14 protein-coding genes and 1 pseudogene are annotated in these 15,670 nt (G+C 73.1%); 2 read left to right on the forward strand and 13 right to left on the reverse strand.

The genetic code is table 11. The features are described from left to right. The 8 genes and pseudogenes from ACYQ0U_RS03560 to ACYQ0U_RS03595 all read right to left on the reverse strand — a co-directional run. Positions 1-255 (reverse strand): annotated as a pseudogene (locus ACYQ0U_RS03560) (Fe-S oxidoreductase); the annotation flags it as partial. 199 nt (positions 256-454) lie between these two features. Beyond that, on the reverse strand, positions 455-2,890 hold the full coding sequence (locus tag ACYQ0U_RS03565; RefSeq protein ID WP_459969488.1) for a hypothetical protein: 2,436 nt from the start codon (positions 2,888-2,890) through the stop codon (positions 455-457). An 88-nt stretch (positions 2,891-2,978) separates the two neighbouring features. After that, complete coding sequence (locus ACYQ0U_RS03570) at positions 2,979-3,899, reverse strand: DMT family transporter (protein ID WP_459969490.1); 921 nt, start codon at positions 3,897-3,899, stop codon at positions 2,979-2,981. Between the two features lie 142 nt (positions 3,900-4,041). Beyond that, complete coding sequence (locus ACYQ0U_RS03575) at positions 4,042-4,809, reverse strand: IclR family transcriptional regulator (protein ID WP_459969492.1); 768 nt, start codon at positions 4,807-4,809, stop codon at positions 4,042-4,044. Between the two features lie 34 nt (positions 4,810-4,843). Continuing rightward, entirely contained in the window at positions 4,844-5,197 is a 354-nt protein-coding gene (locus tag ACYQ0U_RS03580; RefSeq protein ID WP_459969494.1) for a hypothetical protein, read from the reverse strand. 43 nt (positions 5,198-5,240) lie between these two features. Next, positions 5,241-6,437, reverse strand: coding sequence for an MFS transporter (locus ACYQ0U_RS03585; protein ID WP_459969496.1), 1,197 nt, complete (start codon positions 6,435-6,437; stop codon positions 5,241-5,243). Positions 6,438-6,528: 91 nt separating this feature from the next. Further along, positions 6,529-7,788, reverse strand: coding sequence for a choice-of-anchor P family protein (locus ACYQ0U_RS03590; protein WP_459969498.1), 1,260 nt, complete (start codon positions 7,786-7,788; stop codon positions 6,529-6,531). Positions 7,789-7,911: 123 nt separating this feature from the next. After that, positions 7,912-9,195 carry a choice-of-anchor P family protein gene (locus ACYQ0U_RS03595; protein ID WP_459969500.1) on the reverse strand — a complete coding sequence of 428 codons (1,284 nt, stop codon included), beginning with the start codon at positions 9,193-9,195 and terminating at the stop codon, positions 7,912-7,914. A 220-nt stretch (positions 9,196-9,415) separates the two neighbouring features. Between ACYQ0U_RS03595 and hutH the strand changes: the two genes are divergently transcribed. Together hutH and hutU are read left to right on the forward strand one after the other, a co-directional pair. Next, positions 9,416-10,960, forward strand: coding sequence for a histidine ammonia-lyase (hutH, locus tag ACYQ0U_RS03600; protein WP_459969978.1), 1,545 nt, complete (start codon positions 9,416-9,418; stop codon positions 10,958-10,960). Then, positions 10,957-12,612 carry a urocanate hydratase gene (hutU, locus tag ACYQ0U_RS03605; RefSeq protein ID WP_459969502.1) on the forward strand — a complete coding sequence of 552 codons (1,656 nt, stop codon included), beginning with the start codon at positions 10,957-10,959 and terminating at the stop codon, positions 12,610-12,612. The genes hutH and hutU overlap by 4 nt, the downstream gene beginning before the upstream one ends. Before the next feature lie 50 nt (positions 12,613-12,662). On the opposite strand, the gene ACYQ0U_RS03610 is transcribed toward hutU, so the two are convergent. The 5 genes from ACYQ0U_RS03610 to ACYQ0U_RS03630 form a co-directional block, all read right to left on the reverse strand. Beyond that, complete coding sequence (locus tag ACYQ0U_RS03610) at positions 12,663-12,806, reverse strand: hypothetical protein (RefSeq protein WP_459969504.1); 144 nt, start codon at positions 12,804-12,806, stop codon at positions 12,663-12,665. A gap of 71 nt (positions 12,807-12,877) precedes the next feature. Further along, a complete protein-coding gene (locus ACYQ0U_RS03615) occupies positions 12,878-13,099 on the reverse strand; it encodes a hypothetical protein (RefSeq protein ID WP_459969506.1) in 222 nt (73 codons plus the stop codon). After that, positions 13,096-13,632: a hypothetical protein gene (locus tag ACYQ0U_RS03620; protein ID WP_459969510.1), complete on the reverse strand. Its 537-nt coding sequence runs from the start codon at positions 13,630-13,632 to the stop codon at positions 13,096-13,098. The genes ACYQ0U_RS03615 and ACYQ0U_RS03620 overlap by 4 nt, the downstream gene beginning before the upstream one ends. Positions 13,633-13,690: 58 nt before the next feature. After that, positions 13,691-14,554: an HpcH/HpaI aldolase/citrate lyase family protein gene (locus ACYQ0U_RS03625; protein ID WP_459969512.1), complete on the reverse strand. Its 864-nt coding sequence runs from the start codon at positions 14,552-14,554 to the stop codon at positions 13,691-13,693. Next, positions 14,551-15,642 carry an HpcH/HpaI aldolase/citrate lyase family protein gene (locus tag ACYQ0U_RS03630; protein ID WP_459969514.1) on the reverse strand — a complete coding sequence of 364 codons (1,092 nt, stop codon included), beginning with the start codon at positions 15,640-15,642 and terminating at the stop codon, positions 14,551-14,553. The genes ACYQ0U_RS03625 and ACYQ0U_RS03630 overlap by 4 nt, the downstream gene beginning before the upstream one ends. Positions 15,643-15,670 lie beyond the last annotated feature (28 nt).

Consider the following 15,670-nt stretch of genomic DNA (forward strand, 5'->3'; position numbering starts at 1 on the left):
GGCGTCGAAGAGCTGCCCGAACGCCGTGAGGAGCGTGAAGAACAGGAGCCCGAACCCGACGAAGACGAACCAGTGCGCGGCGCCGACCAGGGTCCACTGCAGCATCCGGGTGTGCCCCAGCGTCTCCTTGAGCAGGGCCGCGAGGCGGGCGCCCTTGTGGTCGGTGCGCTGGGCCGGCTGCCCGATCCGGACCACGCCCAAGATCCCCCGGACCGCCCGAACGAACAGGGCGGTGCCGACAGTGGCGAAGGCCAACGAGACAACGATGGCGACAATCTGCAGGGGCTGCATGGGAGAGCGACTCCTCGGGTCCGTGATGCTCCTCGGCGCCCGCGGGGCGCGCCCGTGAGCCTATTCCCCGCGCTCCGTGGCGTCAGTGCCGGGAGTGCGTGAGAAGGATCCTACCGGCAGGTAACATCTCGGCCGGGTCAGCCCACGATCGCGACGGTGGGATTCAACGGGACCGGAGGCCGAGGACGCGGCCGGTGGGGGAGAGCTCGACGGTGACCATGACCTTCGGGTCGCCGGCCTTCCTCGCGCAGAAGGAGTAGGTCGTGCCGAGCCGCTGGTAGGGCTGCCCGACGGCCGTCATCACCTGACGGGTCGTCATCCCGGGCTCGACCAGTGAGCGCACCGCCGCCACCGGCTTGCGGAGGTCGGGGTTGCGGCACGAGTCCGGGGCGATGCCCTGGGCGCGCTCCCACGTCTGGAGGTAGGCCTCCGCGCCGCGGGCCATGTCGTCCTGGATCCTGGCACCGTCGCCCGCCTGCGCGGCCTCGGCGACCATCGCCAGGTCCTCGATCCAGTCGGGGTAGAGGCCGTACTGCGCGACGCCGTCGGCGTTGATGTCGTAGACCCGCTTGCCGGCGTGCTGCTGCCCGACGCGTACGCCGCCGAGGCCGGTGAACGGGTAGGTGACCGGGTTCGCGACGCCGGTGCCGCGCGGGTCGCCCTGCGCGCCGAGCCCGTTCATGTCGGCGCCGTACCCGAGGCCCCAGTAGTAGCGGGGGTCCGCCCAGCCGACGTGGGACTTCCACTTCTCGACGAAGCCGGTCGAGTCGCCGGCGTACGGGGCGATGAAGCCGCCCTGCTCGTAGATCCGCGGGTAGGCATCGGGGGTCGACCAGGAGTGGCTGGACATGACGCCGTGGTAGCCGAGCTCCTCGGTCTGGTCGAGCGCCTCGACCCGCGCCTTCACGCTCATGTGGTCGGGGTCGAAAAGCATGTGCCGCTCGGCGAGCTGGTCGATCGTGTACTCGCCCAGCGTGGTCAGGCCGCGGCTGTTGCAGTGCTCCGGCGGGCCGTAGACCGGGACCGCGGGGAGGCTGCCCTGGCCGAAGATCTCCGCGATCGCGCCGAACAGCGCGTCCTGCTGGCCGGCGCTGATGTCCGGCGCCGCGATCTGGCTGTGGTCGTGCGCGCCCGGGATCTCGGGCTCGCAGTGCTGCATGTCCCAGAAGGTGCCGGTCTCCATGAAGTTCGCGCTGTTGACCGCGACGCCCACCTCGCCGTTGTCGCCGGCGATGCCGGCGAGCGCGTTGTCGAACTTGTTGACCAGCTCCATCTGCCGCACGCCGAGCGCCTCGACCTCGTCGAGCTGCCGGTCGATGTCCTCGATCGAGCAGGCCGGGACGTCGCCCTGCCCCGGGACGACCTTGAACGTGCAGCCGAACGGCACGCTGGTCTCGATGCCCATGACCACGGCCATCTTCCCGGCGTTGATCACCTCGCGGGCCTGCCAGGGGTCGGTGACGATCCGGTAGAAGCCCTTGCCGGGGCCGCCGAACTGGGCGTCGATGTAGTCCTGCATGTCGTACATGTCCCGCGCCTGGAGGCGCACCGAGTCCATGTCGTCACAGGAGTTGTGCTTGATCGGGTAGAGCTGGCAGAGCTGGTTGTTCTCGACCAGGAGGTTCACGAAGATCCGCTGCCCGCCGCGCCACGAGCGCTCGAGCCAGCGGTAGTAGGTCCCCTCGTGGGTCAGCGAGTTCGGCGCCGGCCAGTCCTTGAACGTCGGCCAGCCCACGGGATCGTGGTGCGGCTCGCCGGACAGGACCGACTCCAGCACGCCGCCGTACCCGCCGGACGCGGAGTGGTCCGGGCAGTCGACGAGCGCGTACGGCGCGCCGAACTCGTGCCAGGGCCGGCCGCAGTGCGCGTCGCCGCCGAGGAACTCGAAGGCCATGCCGTGGGTGTGGGCATCGACGTAGCCGCGCACCTCCTGGAACGGCGTGATGCCGGCGTGTGGCCGGCCGGTGACGCCGATCTGGGACTCGGGGTAGGCGGTGCAGCCGGTCGCCTTCGTCGGGCGGAACGCCGAGGCGCCCTCGAGCCGGAGGCCGTCCCCGCCGTTCTGGAAGGTGTAGCGCCCCGACGGCCTGCGGGCGATCCGCCAGATCGTCGCCTTGCCCGGCTCGGCCGCGCGCTCGCCGCCGGCGACGACGACGAACTGCCGGTCGGCGTCGTAGATGAGGTACTTCCCGAGGTCGGTCGGCTTGAAGAAGAACGGCTCGCCGCCGCGGGTCAGCGTGTAGCAGCCGTTGGCCAGCGCGTAGCGGTTCTGGGGATGCTCGAGCCGCGACCCGGTCACCGGCACCGAGGTCAGCTCGGGGTCGGGGAGCGCCCGCTCGCCGTCGACGTACGCCGCCGCCTCGGCCTTCTCGCGCGCGGAGGTCGGGTCCTGCGTGCTCTCGCCGAGCTCGCCCGCGCGGGAGAGGGCGTTCTTGTCCGTCTTCAGTGCGGCGGCCGCCTGGCCGGCGTGCGCGAACCGCTCGCCGAGGCCGCCGGGGCGGATCCCCGCCGCGCCCCCGAGGCCGACGGCGCCGCCGAGGACCAGTGCTCCTGCCGTGACGGCCCAGACCAGGCGCCGGCTCGTGGACCGCTCGCTCACCGCGTGACTCCCGTCGTCGTGTCCCGTTCCAACGAGGGACTTCGGACCGGGTGATGGTTCCCGCCCGGCACCGGGGGGAACCGACGGTCTAGCCCGGCGGCGGGACCTCGGGCTCGCGGCCGAGCCCGGCCACCGCGGCGAGGATCAGCACGCCACCGAGGAGGCCGGCCGCGCCGAGCCGCTCGTCGAGCAGGAGCGCGGCCAGGACGGCGGCGGTGAGTGGCTCGAGCAGGGTGGCGATCGCGGCCGAGCTGCCGGGGGCGGTGCGCAGCCCGGCGTAGAAGAGCAGGTAGGCCAGCCCCATCGTCAGCACGCCGAGATAGACGAGCGTCAGGCTCACCACCGGGTCGCCCAGCGCCTCGACCTGGAGGCCCGAGACCAGCGCCAGCGGGGCGAGCGCGAGCGCGCCGACGGTCGTGCTCGCGGTCGCGAGGCTGAGCGGCGGCGTCCGCTGCGCGAGGCCGTGCCCGACGACGGCGGTGAGGGCGTACGCCGTCCCCGACCCGATCGAGGCCAGCACGCCCAGCGTCGGATGCGGACCGCCGGCGGAGCCGGCCGAGACGCTCACCAGCACCAGGCCGACGAGCGCGGCGGCGAGCACGAGGAGGTCGGTGCGGCCGGGGGCGCGACGGCGGCGCAGGCTCTCGACGACCGTCACGAGCACCGGAGCGAGGCCGAGGCTCACCACGGTCGAGACGGTCACGCCGACCGCGACCACGGCCGCGAAGTAGAGCGCCTGGTACGCCGCCGTGGCGACGCCGACGATCGCGACCCGTCCCGGGTGCTGGCGCACGAGCACGCGCAGGTCCCCGAGTTGGCGGACGACCGCGACGGCCACGAGCAGGAACAGGGCGCCGATGAGCATCCGCCAGGCGCTGATCGTCACGACCGACATCGACTGCGCGTCGCGGATCACGTGCACCGCGAGACCGCCGGTGCCCCAGAGGACGCCGGCGAGGCAGATCTGGAGCAGACCCAGGCGGGCGTACCCGGCGTGGGAGGGGGACATGGCGGTGCTCCTGGGACGGCGGTCCTGCGGCGGGGACTCCTGGTGGCGGAGCCAGTCATCGTGGCGGATCGCGGCGCGTGGCGCATGTGGATATCGGGATGTGGCCGCTGGGCTGTTGACCGCCGAAACCCCGCGCGCGCGGCTACCCCGGGTCCGCGCGTCCCCCGATCCGGCGGGTCAGCCGGGTGGCCGTCCGGGTGACCGCGTCGACCAGCGCCTGGCCCTCGACGTCCTCGAGGTCGTCGGGGTAGGTCGCCGCGACCGCCGCGACCGGGTGCTGGTTGTGGTCGAGGACCGGGACCGCGACGCTGGCCAGGCCGGGCGTGACCTCACCGTCCTCGACGGCGTACCCCCGCTGCCGGGTCTCCGACAGCACGGTGCGCAGGGCGCTGAGCGTGCGGGGGCCGCGGCCGTGCCGGTCGACGAAGTCGGCGGGCGTCGAGTAGAGCGCGCGGACCTGGCTGCCGGGCAGCCGCGCCAGGATCGCGCGGCCGCTGGCGGTGAGGTGGGCGGGCAGCCGGACCCCGACGTCGGTGACGAGCGGCGGCCGGCCGGGGGCGCGCTCCTCGAGCACGTAGAGCACCTCGCGGCCGTGCAGGATCGCCAGGTGCGCCGACTGGGCGGTCCGGTCGACCAGCTCGGCGAGCGGGCGGCGCGCGATCCGCTGGAGCGGCTCCTGCCGGGCGTAGCCGCTGCCGACCTCGAACGCCGCCGGGCCGAGCCCGAAGCGGTGCTCGTCGACGAGGTGCACGACGAAGCCCTCCTCCTCCATGGCGCGGAGGAGGTGGTACGTCGTGCTGCGCGGCAGGTCGCACGCGCGCATGATCCGGTCCAGCGGGACGGGGTCGGGCTGGCCGGCCAGGAACCGGAGCACCCGCAGCGCGCGGGTCGCGGCGGGCACCTGGCTCATGCCCCGAGGTTAGGGCCCTGAGGCCCGGGCCTGCCTACGGCTCCCGGCGGTGCGTCCCCCGGTCGGTGTCGGGGTCGAGTCGGTCCGCCGTGCGGATCGAGTCCTCGCGGTGCGCCTCCTCGAGGTGGGCCTGACGCTCGGCCTCGGCGACGCGCTGGGCGGCCCGCTCCTCCTCGGCCCGGGCCTGGGCGAGCTCGGCCTCGGCGGCGGCGAGCTCCTGCTGGGCGCTGTCGACCGCGCCGGTCTGGGCGGCGGCCTTCGCGCGCAGCTGCTCCGCGCGCTGGCGGCGCTGCTCGGCCCGGCGCTGGCGGGCCGCCATGAGGACGGCGACCGCGACGGCGAGGACGACCAGGACGGCGATGACGAGGACGAGAATGGTGCTGTTCATGGATTCCTCCCTGATGAGCTCCCCCACGGGGCCGTACCCAGCGTCAGGCGAGGTCACGCTCGTCGCGCACCGGCACCAGGGGCGCGGCGACCACCGGCAGCAGGGCGCTGAGGGCGAACGTCGCGGCGAAGCCGACGTGCGCGATCGCAGTCCCGGCCAGCGGCGGAACGGCCGAGGCGGTGAGGAACTGGGCCGTGTTCTGGACGCCGAGCGCGCGCCCGGACCAGAACGGTCCGGCCCGCTCGGCGACGGCGGTGAACGCGAGGCCGTTGTCGGCGACGGTCACCACGGTGGCCACGACGACCAGCAGCACCGCGACGCCGAGGTCGAGGGCGGCGGTGAGGCCGAGCAGCGCCATGCTGCCGGCCGCGGCGAGGGCGACCCAGCGCAGGGGGCGCATCCGGCTGCCCACGACGTCGGAGAGGTGGCCGGCCGCGATCCGGCCCAGCGCGCCGGCGACCTGGGCGACCGCGACGACGGTGCCGGCGGCGGCCGGGGACCAGTCACGGTCCTGCACCAGCCAGACCAGCGCGAAGGTCCACACGAGGAACTGCGGCGCGACCAGCAGCACCGACACCCCGTGGATCCGGGCCAGGAAGGAGTTCCGGCGGTACGGGCTGGCGACGGCCTCGGCGGTCCGCTCGGCCGGCCGGGGAGGGTCGAGGACCACCGCGGCGACCATCGCGGCGGCGAGCGCGCACGCGACCGTCGGCACCCAGAGGGCGGCGTGGGCGCCGGCCCGGTCGGCCACGACCGCCACGGACACGGCGGCGATGCCGACGCCGATCGGCTGGGCCATCTGGCGGATGCCCATCGCCAGTCCCCGCCGCTCGGGCGGGAACCAGCCGACGACGACGCGGCCGCTCGCCGCGTTGGTGCTGGCCGCGGTGGCGCCGGCGAGGACGAGCGTGACCACGAGCAGCGGCGTACCCCTCGAGAGGGCGCCGGCGACACCGCAGGCGATGGTGGCCGCGAGCCCGGTCAGCAGCACGAACCGCTCACCGCGGTGGTCGGTGACCCACCCCCAGGCGACCAGGGTGAGCATCACGCCGAGGGTGGGCGCGGCCGCGACGGCGCCGGCCTGGGTGAGGCTCATCCCCGAGGCGTGCAGGGTCGGGATCAGGAACGCCGGGCCGTGGATCATGACGGCGGCGGCGGCCTGGGCCAGCGTGCTCGCGCCGAGCATGGCCCAACGCCGCGCGGCGCCGACGTCCGACACGGGAGCGATCGTCTGGGTCATCGGACCCAGTCAACGCCCCTGCGGCCGGTCGCCGGCGCCACGTCTCGCGTGGTGGGCCAGGGCGGGTCTCCCACGTCTGGGGAGACGTGCCCTAGCGGCGGATCGTGGTCTGGGCGATGCCGAGGTCGAGCACGGCACCGGAGCCGTCGAGCAGGGTGATCCGCAGCGCGACGACCTTGAGGCCGCTCGGCAGCCGCTCGACGAGGTGGGGCTCGAGCTTCGCCACGCCGGGGATCTCCATCACCTGGTCGAGCGGCAGCTCCCGCGGCTCGCCGTTCACCGTCATCGCGCCGATCCGGGTGCCCTGGGTGCTGCGGTCCAGCTTGCCACCGGCCATCCGGGTGACGCTCGCCTTGCCGACGACCGCCTCGATCTCCAGTTGGCCGTCACCGAGGCTGAGCCCGGCGATCGAGCCGCGCTCCCAGGCCTCGCTGCGGTCCGAGAACCGCTTCGCCCACTCCTTGGAGCTCACACCCTCGACGTGCAGGCCGCCACCGAGGTCGAGGTCGACGTCGTCCTTGCCGAGGATCCTGCCCTGCGTGCCCTGGCAGGGCATCAGCGACAGCGGGTTGCGGCCGCTGATCAGCACGCCGCCGAGGATGCTGGCCTCGGTGCCGGCGGAGTAGCCGCCGAACCGGCCCCACTTCACGCCGGACAGCGCCTGTGCCCCGCTGCGCGCGACGAAGACCTCGGTGCCGCTCGGGAGGAGCTTCACCCGGAGCGCGACCGCCCACGCCTGGGCGCTGGTGGCGTTCTGCCGCTCGCGGACGTCGCCGACCGCGAGGCGGGCCAGGCCCGGGATCTCGACCGGCTGGCCCGGAGACGGGATGTCGATCTCCTGGGCCGGGCCGACCGGTGGCGTCAGCACGATCCGCCCGATGCTGGTCTTGGTCTCGGCGTGGAACCGGCGGCCGTCGTACCAGGCGTGCGACAGCGAGGTGACGCCGCGGATGCTGAGCGTGCCCAGCGGCGACTCGGCGAGCACCACCTCGGCGGTCGAGCTGCGCGAGTAGGAGTGCCGGGCGGCACCGTCGCGCCGGGTCCAGACCCGGGTCTTCACGCCCGAAGCCGTGCCGGCGTCGGGAAGTGCGACCTCGGCGACCACGTTGCCGCGGTCGATGCCGGGCTGCACCGAGCAGCCGATCGCGGTGAACGCGGTCATCCCGGAGTCGGCGGGTACGTCGCTGCCCTCGGCGCGCGTGCCGTAGGCACCGGCCTTCAGGGCGATGTCGGACCCGGCGCGCGGCGCCGGCTCGCGCACGGGCGCCGCCCCGGCGGGGGCCGGGACGAGCGTCGTGCCGAGCGCGGCGACGGCGAGCACGGCGAGGGTGGACAGGGGTCGTCGAAGCATGGTCGAGCTCCCGAGGGGTTCCGGGCTGGGCGGCCCCCTTCTCGAGCCGTGCTGGTGTGTGTCTTTTCCGAATGAAGTCCGACCGAAACCAGGTCTAGACAGGCTCGGGGTGCGGGCGGCGGGTCAGTTCGGCCGGATCTGGAGGCGAGCCTGGCCGAAGTCGAAGACGGACCCGGAGCCGTCGAGGAGCGTGACCCGCAGGGCGACCACGTGGATGCCGGACGGGATCTTCTCGACCACGAACCGCTCCAGCTTGGCCACACCGGGGATCTCGAGGACGCCGGTGTCGGGGAACTCCTGCTCCTCGCCGTTGGCGACGATCGTCCCGACCTTCGATCCCTTGATGCTCGTGGTCACCTTGCGGCCCTCGCGGGTCACGTTGGCCTGGCCGACGATGCCCTCGACGTCGAGCTGGCCGCCGCCCAGGTTCATGTGGCTCACGGTGGCCCGCTCGTAGGCGGTGCTCCGCTTGGCGAGCTCCTTGCCCATCTGCTCGGTCTTGAGACCGGTCGCGAGCAACTGTCCGCCGAGGTCGCTGTCGATGGACCGCTTCGACCACACCTTGCCGCGGGTGCCCTGGCAGGGCATCAGCGTCAGGGGGGTCCGGCCGCTGGTGACGTGGCCGTCGGCGGCGGTCCCCTGGGTCGCGGCGGAGAAGCCGCGGAAGATGCCGTGCTTGACGCCGGTGAGCGCCTGCGCCTTGGCCTGGCTGATCACCGAGCGGGATCCGCTGGCGGTCTTCTCGATGATGAGTGCGTTCGCCTGGGCGTGCGCGCCGTCGGCGTTCAGGCGCTCCTTGATGGTGCCGACGGCGATGGTCGCGATCCCGGGCACCTCGACCGGCTGGCCCGGCGAGGGGGCCTCGAGCTCCTGCGGCTCGCCGCCGCCCTCGGGCATGAGCGTGATCGAGCCGACGTTGGTGCGGGTGTGGGCGTGGAAGCCCTGGTTGTCGTGCCAGGCGCGCGCGAAGGAGACGATGCCGCGCAGCTCGACCGAGCCGAGCCCGGACTGGGCGATGACGAGCTTCTGGATGGAGTTGCGGGTGTAGGACGAGATCGCGTCGCCCGCCCGGCGGGTCCACACCTCGGTCTTGACGTTCGAGGCCTGGCCGAGGTCCGGGTAGGTCACCTCGGTCTCGTGGTTCTCCCTGTCGATGCCGACCCGGGTGGCGCAGCCGATGGCGATGTACGCCGTCTCGTCCGACTCGGAGGGGACGTCACCGCCGGTCGCCCGGCTGCCGAAGCCCGAGGCCTTGAGGGCGAGGTCGACGGACTTCCCCGCGCGCTCGGCGGGCTGCTGGGCGTGGGCAGTGCCGCCCAGCGTCGCGGTGAGGAGGCCGACGGTGAGGGCGCCGGCCGAGGCCACCGCCATCGTCCGTGCCGCCGTCCGGGCCGTCGTTCGTGCCACTGATCGGGTTGTCGCTCGTCGTGTCATGGTTCGCTCCCTCGTTGGTGCGGCGTCCCTCCCGGATGGGCCCCCGACGCCGAGTTGGTCGTGCTGGTCCAACGGGCCGTCACCACCGGGTGTTATGGCGTGTGAGTTAAGTCTCGGATGCCAGACACCGGCGGGTGTGGGCCGTCTGGCACGTTGTTCCTAGCCCCGCGACGATTGCTGCATGGTCGCTGGGATGGTCGCTGGCACGGTCACGGTGGGGGTCGGACCCGTGTCGTTCGCGGAGCTCGTGGCGGTCGCCCGGAACGGCGCACCGGTGGAGCTGGGAGAGGACGCGCTCCTGGCGATCGACCGCGCCCGGGGGGTCGTCGAGGAGCTGGCCACGGCGGAGACCCCGGCCTACGGCGTCTCGACCGGCTTCGGTGCGCTGGCGACCCGGCACATCCCGAGCGGGAGGCGGGCCCAGCTCCAGCGCTCGCTCGTCCGCTCCCACGCGGCCGGCTCCGGCCCCGAGGTCGAGCGCGAGGTCGTGCGGGGGCTGATGCTGCTGCGGCTGTCGACGCTGGCGACCGGCCATACCGGCGTACGCCGGGAGACGGCGGAGCTGCTCGCCGCGCTGCTGACCCACGGGATCACGCCGGTGGTGCGGGAGTACGGCTCGCTCGGTTGCTCCGGCGACCTGGCGCCGCTCGCCCACTGCGCGCTCGCGCTCCTGGGCGAGGGCGAGGTCCGCGACGCGGCCGGGCGGCTGGTGCCCGCCGCCGAGGCGCTCGCCGCCGCCGGCCTCGCCCCGGTCGAGCTCGCCGCGAAGGAGGGGCTCGCGCTCATCAACGGCACCGACGGCATGCTCGGCATGCTCGTGATGGCCATCGAGGACCTCCGGATGCTGCTGCGCACCGCGGACATCGCGGCGGCGATGTCGGTCGAGGCGCAGCTCGGCACCGACCGCGTGTTCGCACCCGAGCTCCAGGCGATCCGTCCACACCCCGGCCAGGCGCTGTCCGCCGCGAACCTCACCGCGCTGCTCGCCGACTCCGGCGTGGTCGCGTCGCACCGCGGCCCGGACTGCAACCGCGTGCAGGACGCCTACTCGCTGCGCTGCTCGCCGCAGGTGCACGGCGCCGCCCGCGACACCGTCGAGCACGCCGCGGCCGTCGCTGGCCGCGAGCTCGCCTCCGCGATCGACAACCCGGTCGTCCTCGGCGACCGCGTCGAGTCGAACGGCAACTTCCACGGCGCGCCGGTGGCCTACGTGCTCGACTTCCTGGCGATCGTCGCCGCCGACGTGGCCTCGATCAGCGAGCGGCGTACCGACCGCTTCCTCGACAAGGCCCGCAACCACGGGCTGCCGCCGTTCCTCGCCGACGACCCGGGCGTCGACAGCGGTCACATGATCGCCCAGTACACCCAGGCGGCGATCGTCTCCGAGCTCAAGCGGCTGGCCGTCCCGGCGTCGGTCGACTCGATCCCCTCCAGCGCCATGCAGGAGGACCACGTCTCGATGGGCTGGTCGGCCGCACGCAAGCTCCGCCGGGCCGTCGACGGCCTCACTCGCGTCGTCGCGATCGAGGTGTTCACCGCGGCGCGCGCGCTCGACCTGCGTGCCCCGCTCCGGCCCTCGCCCGCGACCGGGGCCGTCGTCGGGCTACTCCGCTCCTCCGGCGTCGCGGGCCCCGGCCCCGACCGCCACCTCTCGCCCGAGATCGAGGCCGCCGTCGCGCTGGTCGCCTCGGGTGCCGTCCTGTCCGCCGCCGAGTCCGTGATCGGAGAACTGCGATGACCAACCCCCGCCTGCCCATCCACGCGGCCCACGGCACGGAGCTCACGGCCCGGTCGTGGCAGACCGAGGCACCGCTGCGGATGCTGATGAACAACCTCGACCCCGAGGTCGCCGAGCGCCCCGAGGACCTCGTCGTCTACGGCGGCACCGGCAGGGCCGCGCGCAGCTGGGAGGCGTACGACGCGCTCGTCCGGACGCTGTCGACCCTCGCCGACGACGAGACGATGCTCGTGCAGTCCGGCAAGCCGGTCGGCGTCATGCGCACCCACGAGTGGGCGCCCCGCGTGCTCATCGCGAACTCCAACCTCGTCGGCGACTGGGCGAACTGGGAGGAGTTCCGCCGGCTCGAGGACCTCGGCCTGACCATGTACGGCCAGATGACCGCCGGTTCGTGGATCTACATCGGCACCCAGGGCATCCTCCAGGGCACCTTCGAGACGTTCGCCGCGGTGGCCGACAAGAGGTTCGGTGGGACGCTGGCGGGGACCATCACGGTCACCGCCGGCCTCGGCGGCATGGGCGGGGCGCAGCCGCTGGCGGTCACGATGAACGACGGCGTCGTCATCTGCCTCGAGTGTGACGAGTCCCGGATCCAGCGGCGGATCGACCACCGCTACCTCGACGTCCGCGCCTCGTCGCTGGAGGAGGCGGTGGAGTGGGCGGTCGCGGCGCGCGCCGAGCGCCGACCGCTGTCGATCGGCGTGCTCGGCAACGCCGCCGCGATGCTGCCCGAGCTGCTGGAGATGGACGCGCCGATCGACATCGTCACCGACCAGACCTCGGCGCACGACCCGCTGTTCTACCTGCCGGTCGGCGTGCCGTTCGAGGAGTGGGCGGCCCGCCGTACCGCCGATCCGGACGGCTTCACCAAGGAGGCCCAGGGGTCGATGGCCGCGCACGTGCGGGCGATGGTCGACTTCCAGGACCGTGGTGCCGAGGTGTTCGACTACGGCAACTCGATCCGCGACGAGGCCCGCAAGGGCGGCTACGACCGGGCCTTCGCGTTCCCGGGCTTCGTGCCGGCCTACATCCGGCCGCTGTTCTGCGAGGGCAAGGGCCCGTTCCGCTGGGCCGCGCTGTCCGGCGAGCCCGCCGACATCGCCGCGACCGACCGGGCGATCCTCGAGCTGTTCCCCGAGAACGAGCGACTGCGGAAGTGGATCACGATGGCCGGCGAGCGCGTGCACTTCCAGGGCCTGCCCGCCCGCATCTGCTGGCTCGGGTACGGCGAGCGGCACCTCGCCGGCCTGAGGTTCAACGAGATGGTGGCGAGCGGCGAGCTCTCGGCCCCCATCGTCATCGGGCGCGACCACCTCGACTGCGGATCCGTCGCCTCGCCGTACCGGGAGACCGAGGGGATGCTCGACGGCTCCGACGCCATCTCGGACTGGGCGATCCTCAACGCGCTGGTGAACACCGCGTCCGGCGCGACCTGGGTCTCGTTCCACCACGGTGGCGGCGTCGGCATGGGCCGCTCGCTGCACGCCGGGCAGGTGTGCGTCGCGGACGGGACGCCGCTCGCGGCCCAGAAGATCGAGCGTGTGCTGACCAACGACCCGGGCATGGGCGTCATCAGGCACGTCGACGCGGGCTACGACCGCGCGGTCGAGGTCGCGCGCGAGCGCGGGGTGCGCGTGCCCATGTCACCGTGAGCCGGTGACGACGCGGCCGGCTCGGACGGCGAACGGGACAACCCGTCGCGCTAGAAGACCCTTCGCCGGGTGCCGCCGATCGGCACCAGGTTCAGGATGAGCCCGACGATCAGCAGGATGATGCCGATCGTGGTGAGCACCGGAATGTTGGCCAGCAGCCCGATGAGCAGCAGGACCAGTCCCAGAATGACCATGATGTGTTTCCTCCCTGTCGTGTCCCCCCCGGACGTGCTTACCCCTTGGGTGGGACAGGTCAAACCTCGAGCTATCGCCGACGGCGGAGCCAGGAACGCCGCGGGGGCGCCACGAGGTGGTCCATGTCGGCGATCAGGTAGACGAGCCCGGTGACCACCCCGCCGATCGGCGGCGCCGCCTCGTGCTCCGCGGCCGAGAGCAGGAGCTCGGCCTCGAAGCCGAGGGTGCGGACCCGGGCCCGGTGGAAGGTCCGGCCGGTCAGCTCGAGGATGCGCGTGTCCGCGGCGATCACGTGCCGGACAGTCGCGCGAACGCCGATACCGGGTCGTCGCCGAAGAGACCTACCGGGAGGAAGGACTCGGCCGCCCAGGGCAGCCCCGTGCCCAGCGAGGCGTCGTAGGCCGCCAGGTCGGGGTGCGCCTCGACCTCGTGGGCGAGCGCGGTGACCGCCGCGGCTTGCTGGGACGGGCCGGCGGGGAGCAGGCGCGCGTGTACGAGCTGGCAGCACAGCCGGGTGACGATCTCCTCGACTTCGGCGACGTCCGGGACGTCGGCGACCACGAGGTCGTCGCCGACCGCCGTCACCTCGCTCAGCCGTGCGCCCGGCGGACCGGCGAACGAGGGCACCACGTCGAGTACCTCGCTGGCCGACCGTGTGATGGTCAGCCGGACACCCGAGGGGTCCTCGAACCGGATGAGCTCCTCATCGCCGAACCGTGCGACCGGGGTCAGCCGCCCGGGGATCCGCGCGAGCGCGGCACCGAGGGCCGCGATCGGATCTTCGTCAGGACCAGCGATGCCGAGACATTCCAGGGACGACGCCATGCAGGCAGTCTTCCCTCGGCCGTGGGACCTCACCCAGAGCGGCGGCGGGCTGTGGAGATCAGCCGAGACCGGCGATGGCCTCGTGGATGCTCAGCGTCCGGCGGGCGGACTCGACGTGGAGGCTCTCGACCATCTTGCCGTTGTAGGTGACGACACCGGAGCCCTGGCCGTCCTCGAAGGCCTGGATCAGGCCGCGGGCGTCCTCGACCGCCTGCTCGGACGGCGCAAATGCGCTGTTGGCGCCCTCGACCTGGCCCGGGTGGATCAGCGTCTTGCCGTCGAAGCCCATCTGCCGGCCCTGCGTGCACTCGGCGAGGAAGCCCTCGGTGTCCTTGACGTCGTTGTAGACGCCGTCGAGGACCGCGATGCCGGCCGCGCGCGCGGCGAGCAGGATCTGGTGCAGGCTCGGCAGGATCGGGGCGCGGCCGGGCACGTGCTCGGCGTACAGCTCCTTGACCAGGTCGTTGGTGCCGACCACGAAGCAGGACAGCCGTTCGCTCGCGCGGGCGATGCTGAGCACGTCGAGGACGGCGACCGGGGTCTCGATCATCGCCCAGAGCTTCGTGTGCTCCGGTGCGCCGTGCCTCTCCAGCGCGGCCACGAGCTGGTGGACCTCGTCGGCGCTGTCGACCTTGGGGACGACGACCGCGGCGGGGCCGGCCTGGGCGGCGGCCGCGAGGTCGGCGTCGTGCCACTCGGTGCCGATGCCGTTGACGCGGATCGTGACGGTGCGTCGGCCGTACTCACCGCTCGCGACGGCGGCGCACGCGGCCTCGCGGGCCGCCGGCTTGGCGTCGGGCGCGACGGCGTCCTCGAGGTCGAGGATGAGGCCGTCGCACGGGATCGTCTTGGCCTTCTCCAGCGCGCGCTCGTTGGAGCTCGGCATGTAGAGGACGCTGCGGAGGGGGACGAAGTCGGTCACGCGATCTCCTCGTACTGCTTCTTCAGCTCGGGGTCGACGGCGGCGAGCTGCTCGGCCAGCTCGACCATCACCAGGCACTGCTTGAGGGAGGCGTCGTCCTCCATCTTGCCGTCGAGCATCACCGCGCCGGTGCCGTCGCCCATCGCGGCGACCACGCGACGGGCGTGCGCGACGTCCTCGACGCTGGGGCTGAACACCTTGTTGGCGATGGCGATCTGCTTGGGGTGCAGGCTCCACGTGCCGACGCAGCCGAGCAGGAAGGCGTTGCGGAACTGGTCCTCGCAGGCCACCACGTCGGCGATGTCGCCGAACGGGCCGTAGTAGGGGTAGATCCCGTGCATCGCGCAGGCGTCGACCATCCGCGCGATCGTGTAGTGCCACAGGTCCTGCTGGTACGTCGCCCTGCGGGCCTCGATGTTCGCGACGCCGTTCTCGCTCGGCGGGTCCTGGCGCACGAGGTAGCCGGGGTGGCCGCCGCCGACGCGGGTGGTCTTCATCCGGCGGTCCGCCGCGAGGTCGGCCGGGCCGAGGGAGATGCCCTGCATGCGCGGGCTGGCGCCGCAGATCTCCTCGACGTTCGCGACGCCGCGCGCGGTCTCGAGGATCGCGTGCACGAGGATCGGCCGGTCGAGTCCGGCCTTGGCCTCGAGCTGGGCGAGCAGCCGGTCGACGTAGTGGATGTCCTCGGCGCCCTGCACCTTCGGCACCATGACCACGTCGAGCTTGTCGCCGATCGCGGGGACGAGCGTGGTCAGGTCGTCGAGCACCCACGGGCTGTCGAGGGAGTTGATCCGCGTCCACAGCTGGGTCGGCCCGCTCCCTCCTCCCAGGTTGGCGGTGCTCCTCGCGATCTCGACCAGGCCCTCGCGCGCGGCCACCTTGTTGTCGGCCTTGATCGCGTCCTCGAGGTTGCCGAGCAGGACGTCGACCGTGCCCACCATGTCGGGCACCTTCGCCGCCATCTTGGCGTTGCTCGGGTCGAAGAAGTGGATGGCCCGGCTCGGGCGCGCCGGGATCTCGGTGAGAGGGGTCGGCGCCCCCACCGCCAGGGGCCGGAAGAAGTCCTTCGCGCTGCGGGATCCGCTCATGGGGCGGAACGTAGCAGCGGATCCTTAC

Source organism: Nocardioides pyridinolyticus (genome assembly GCF_054653575.1).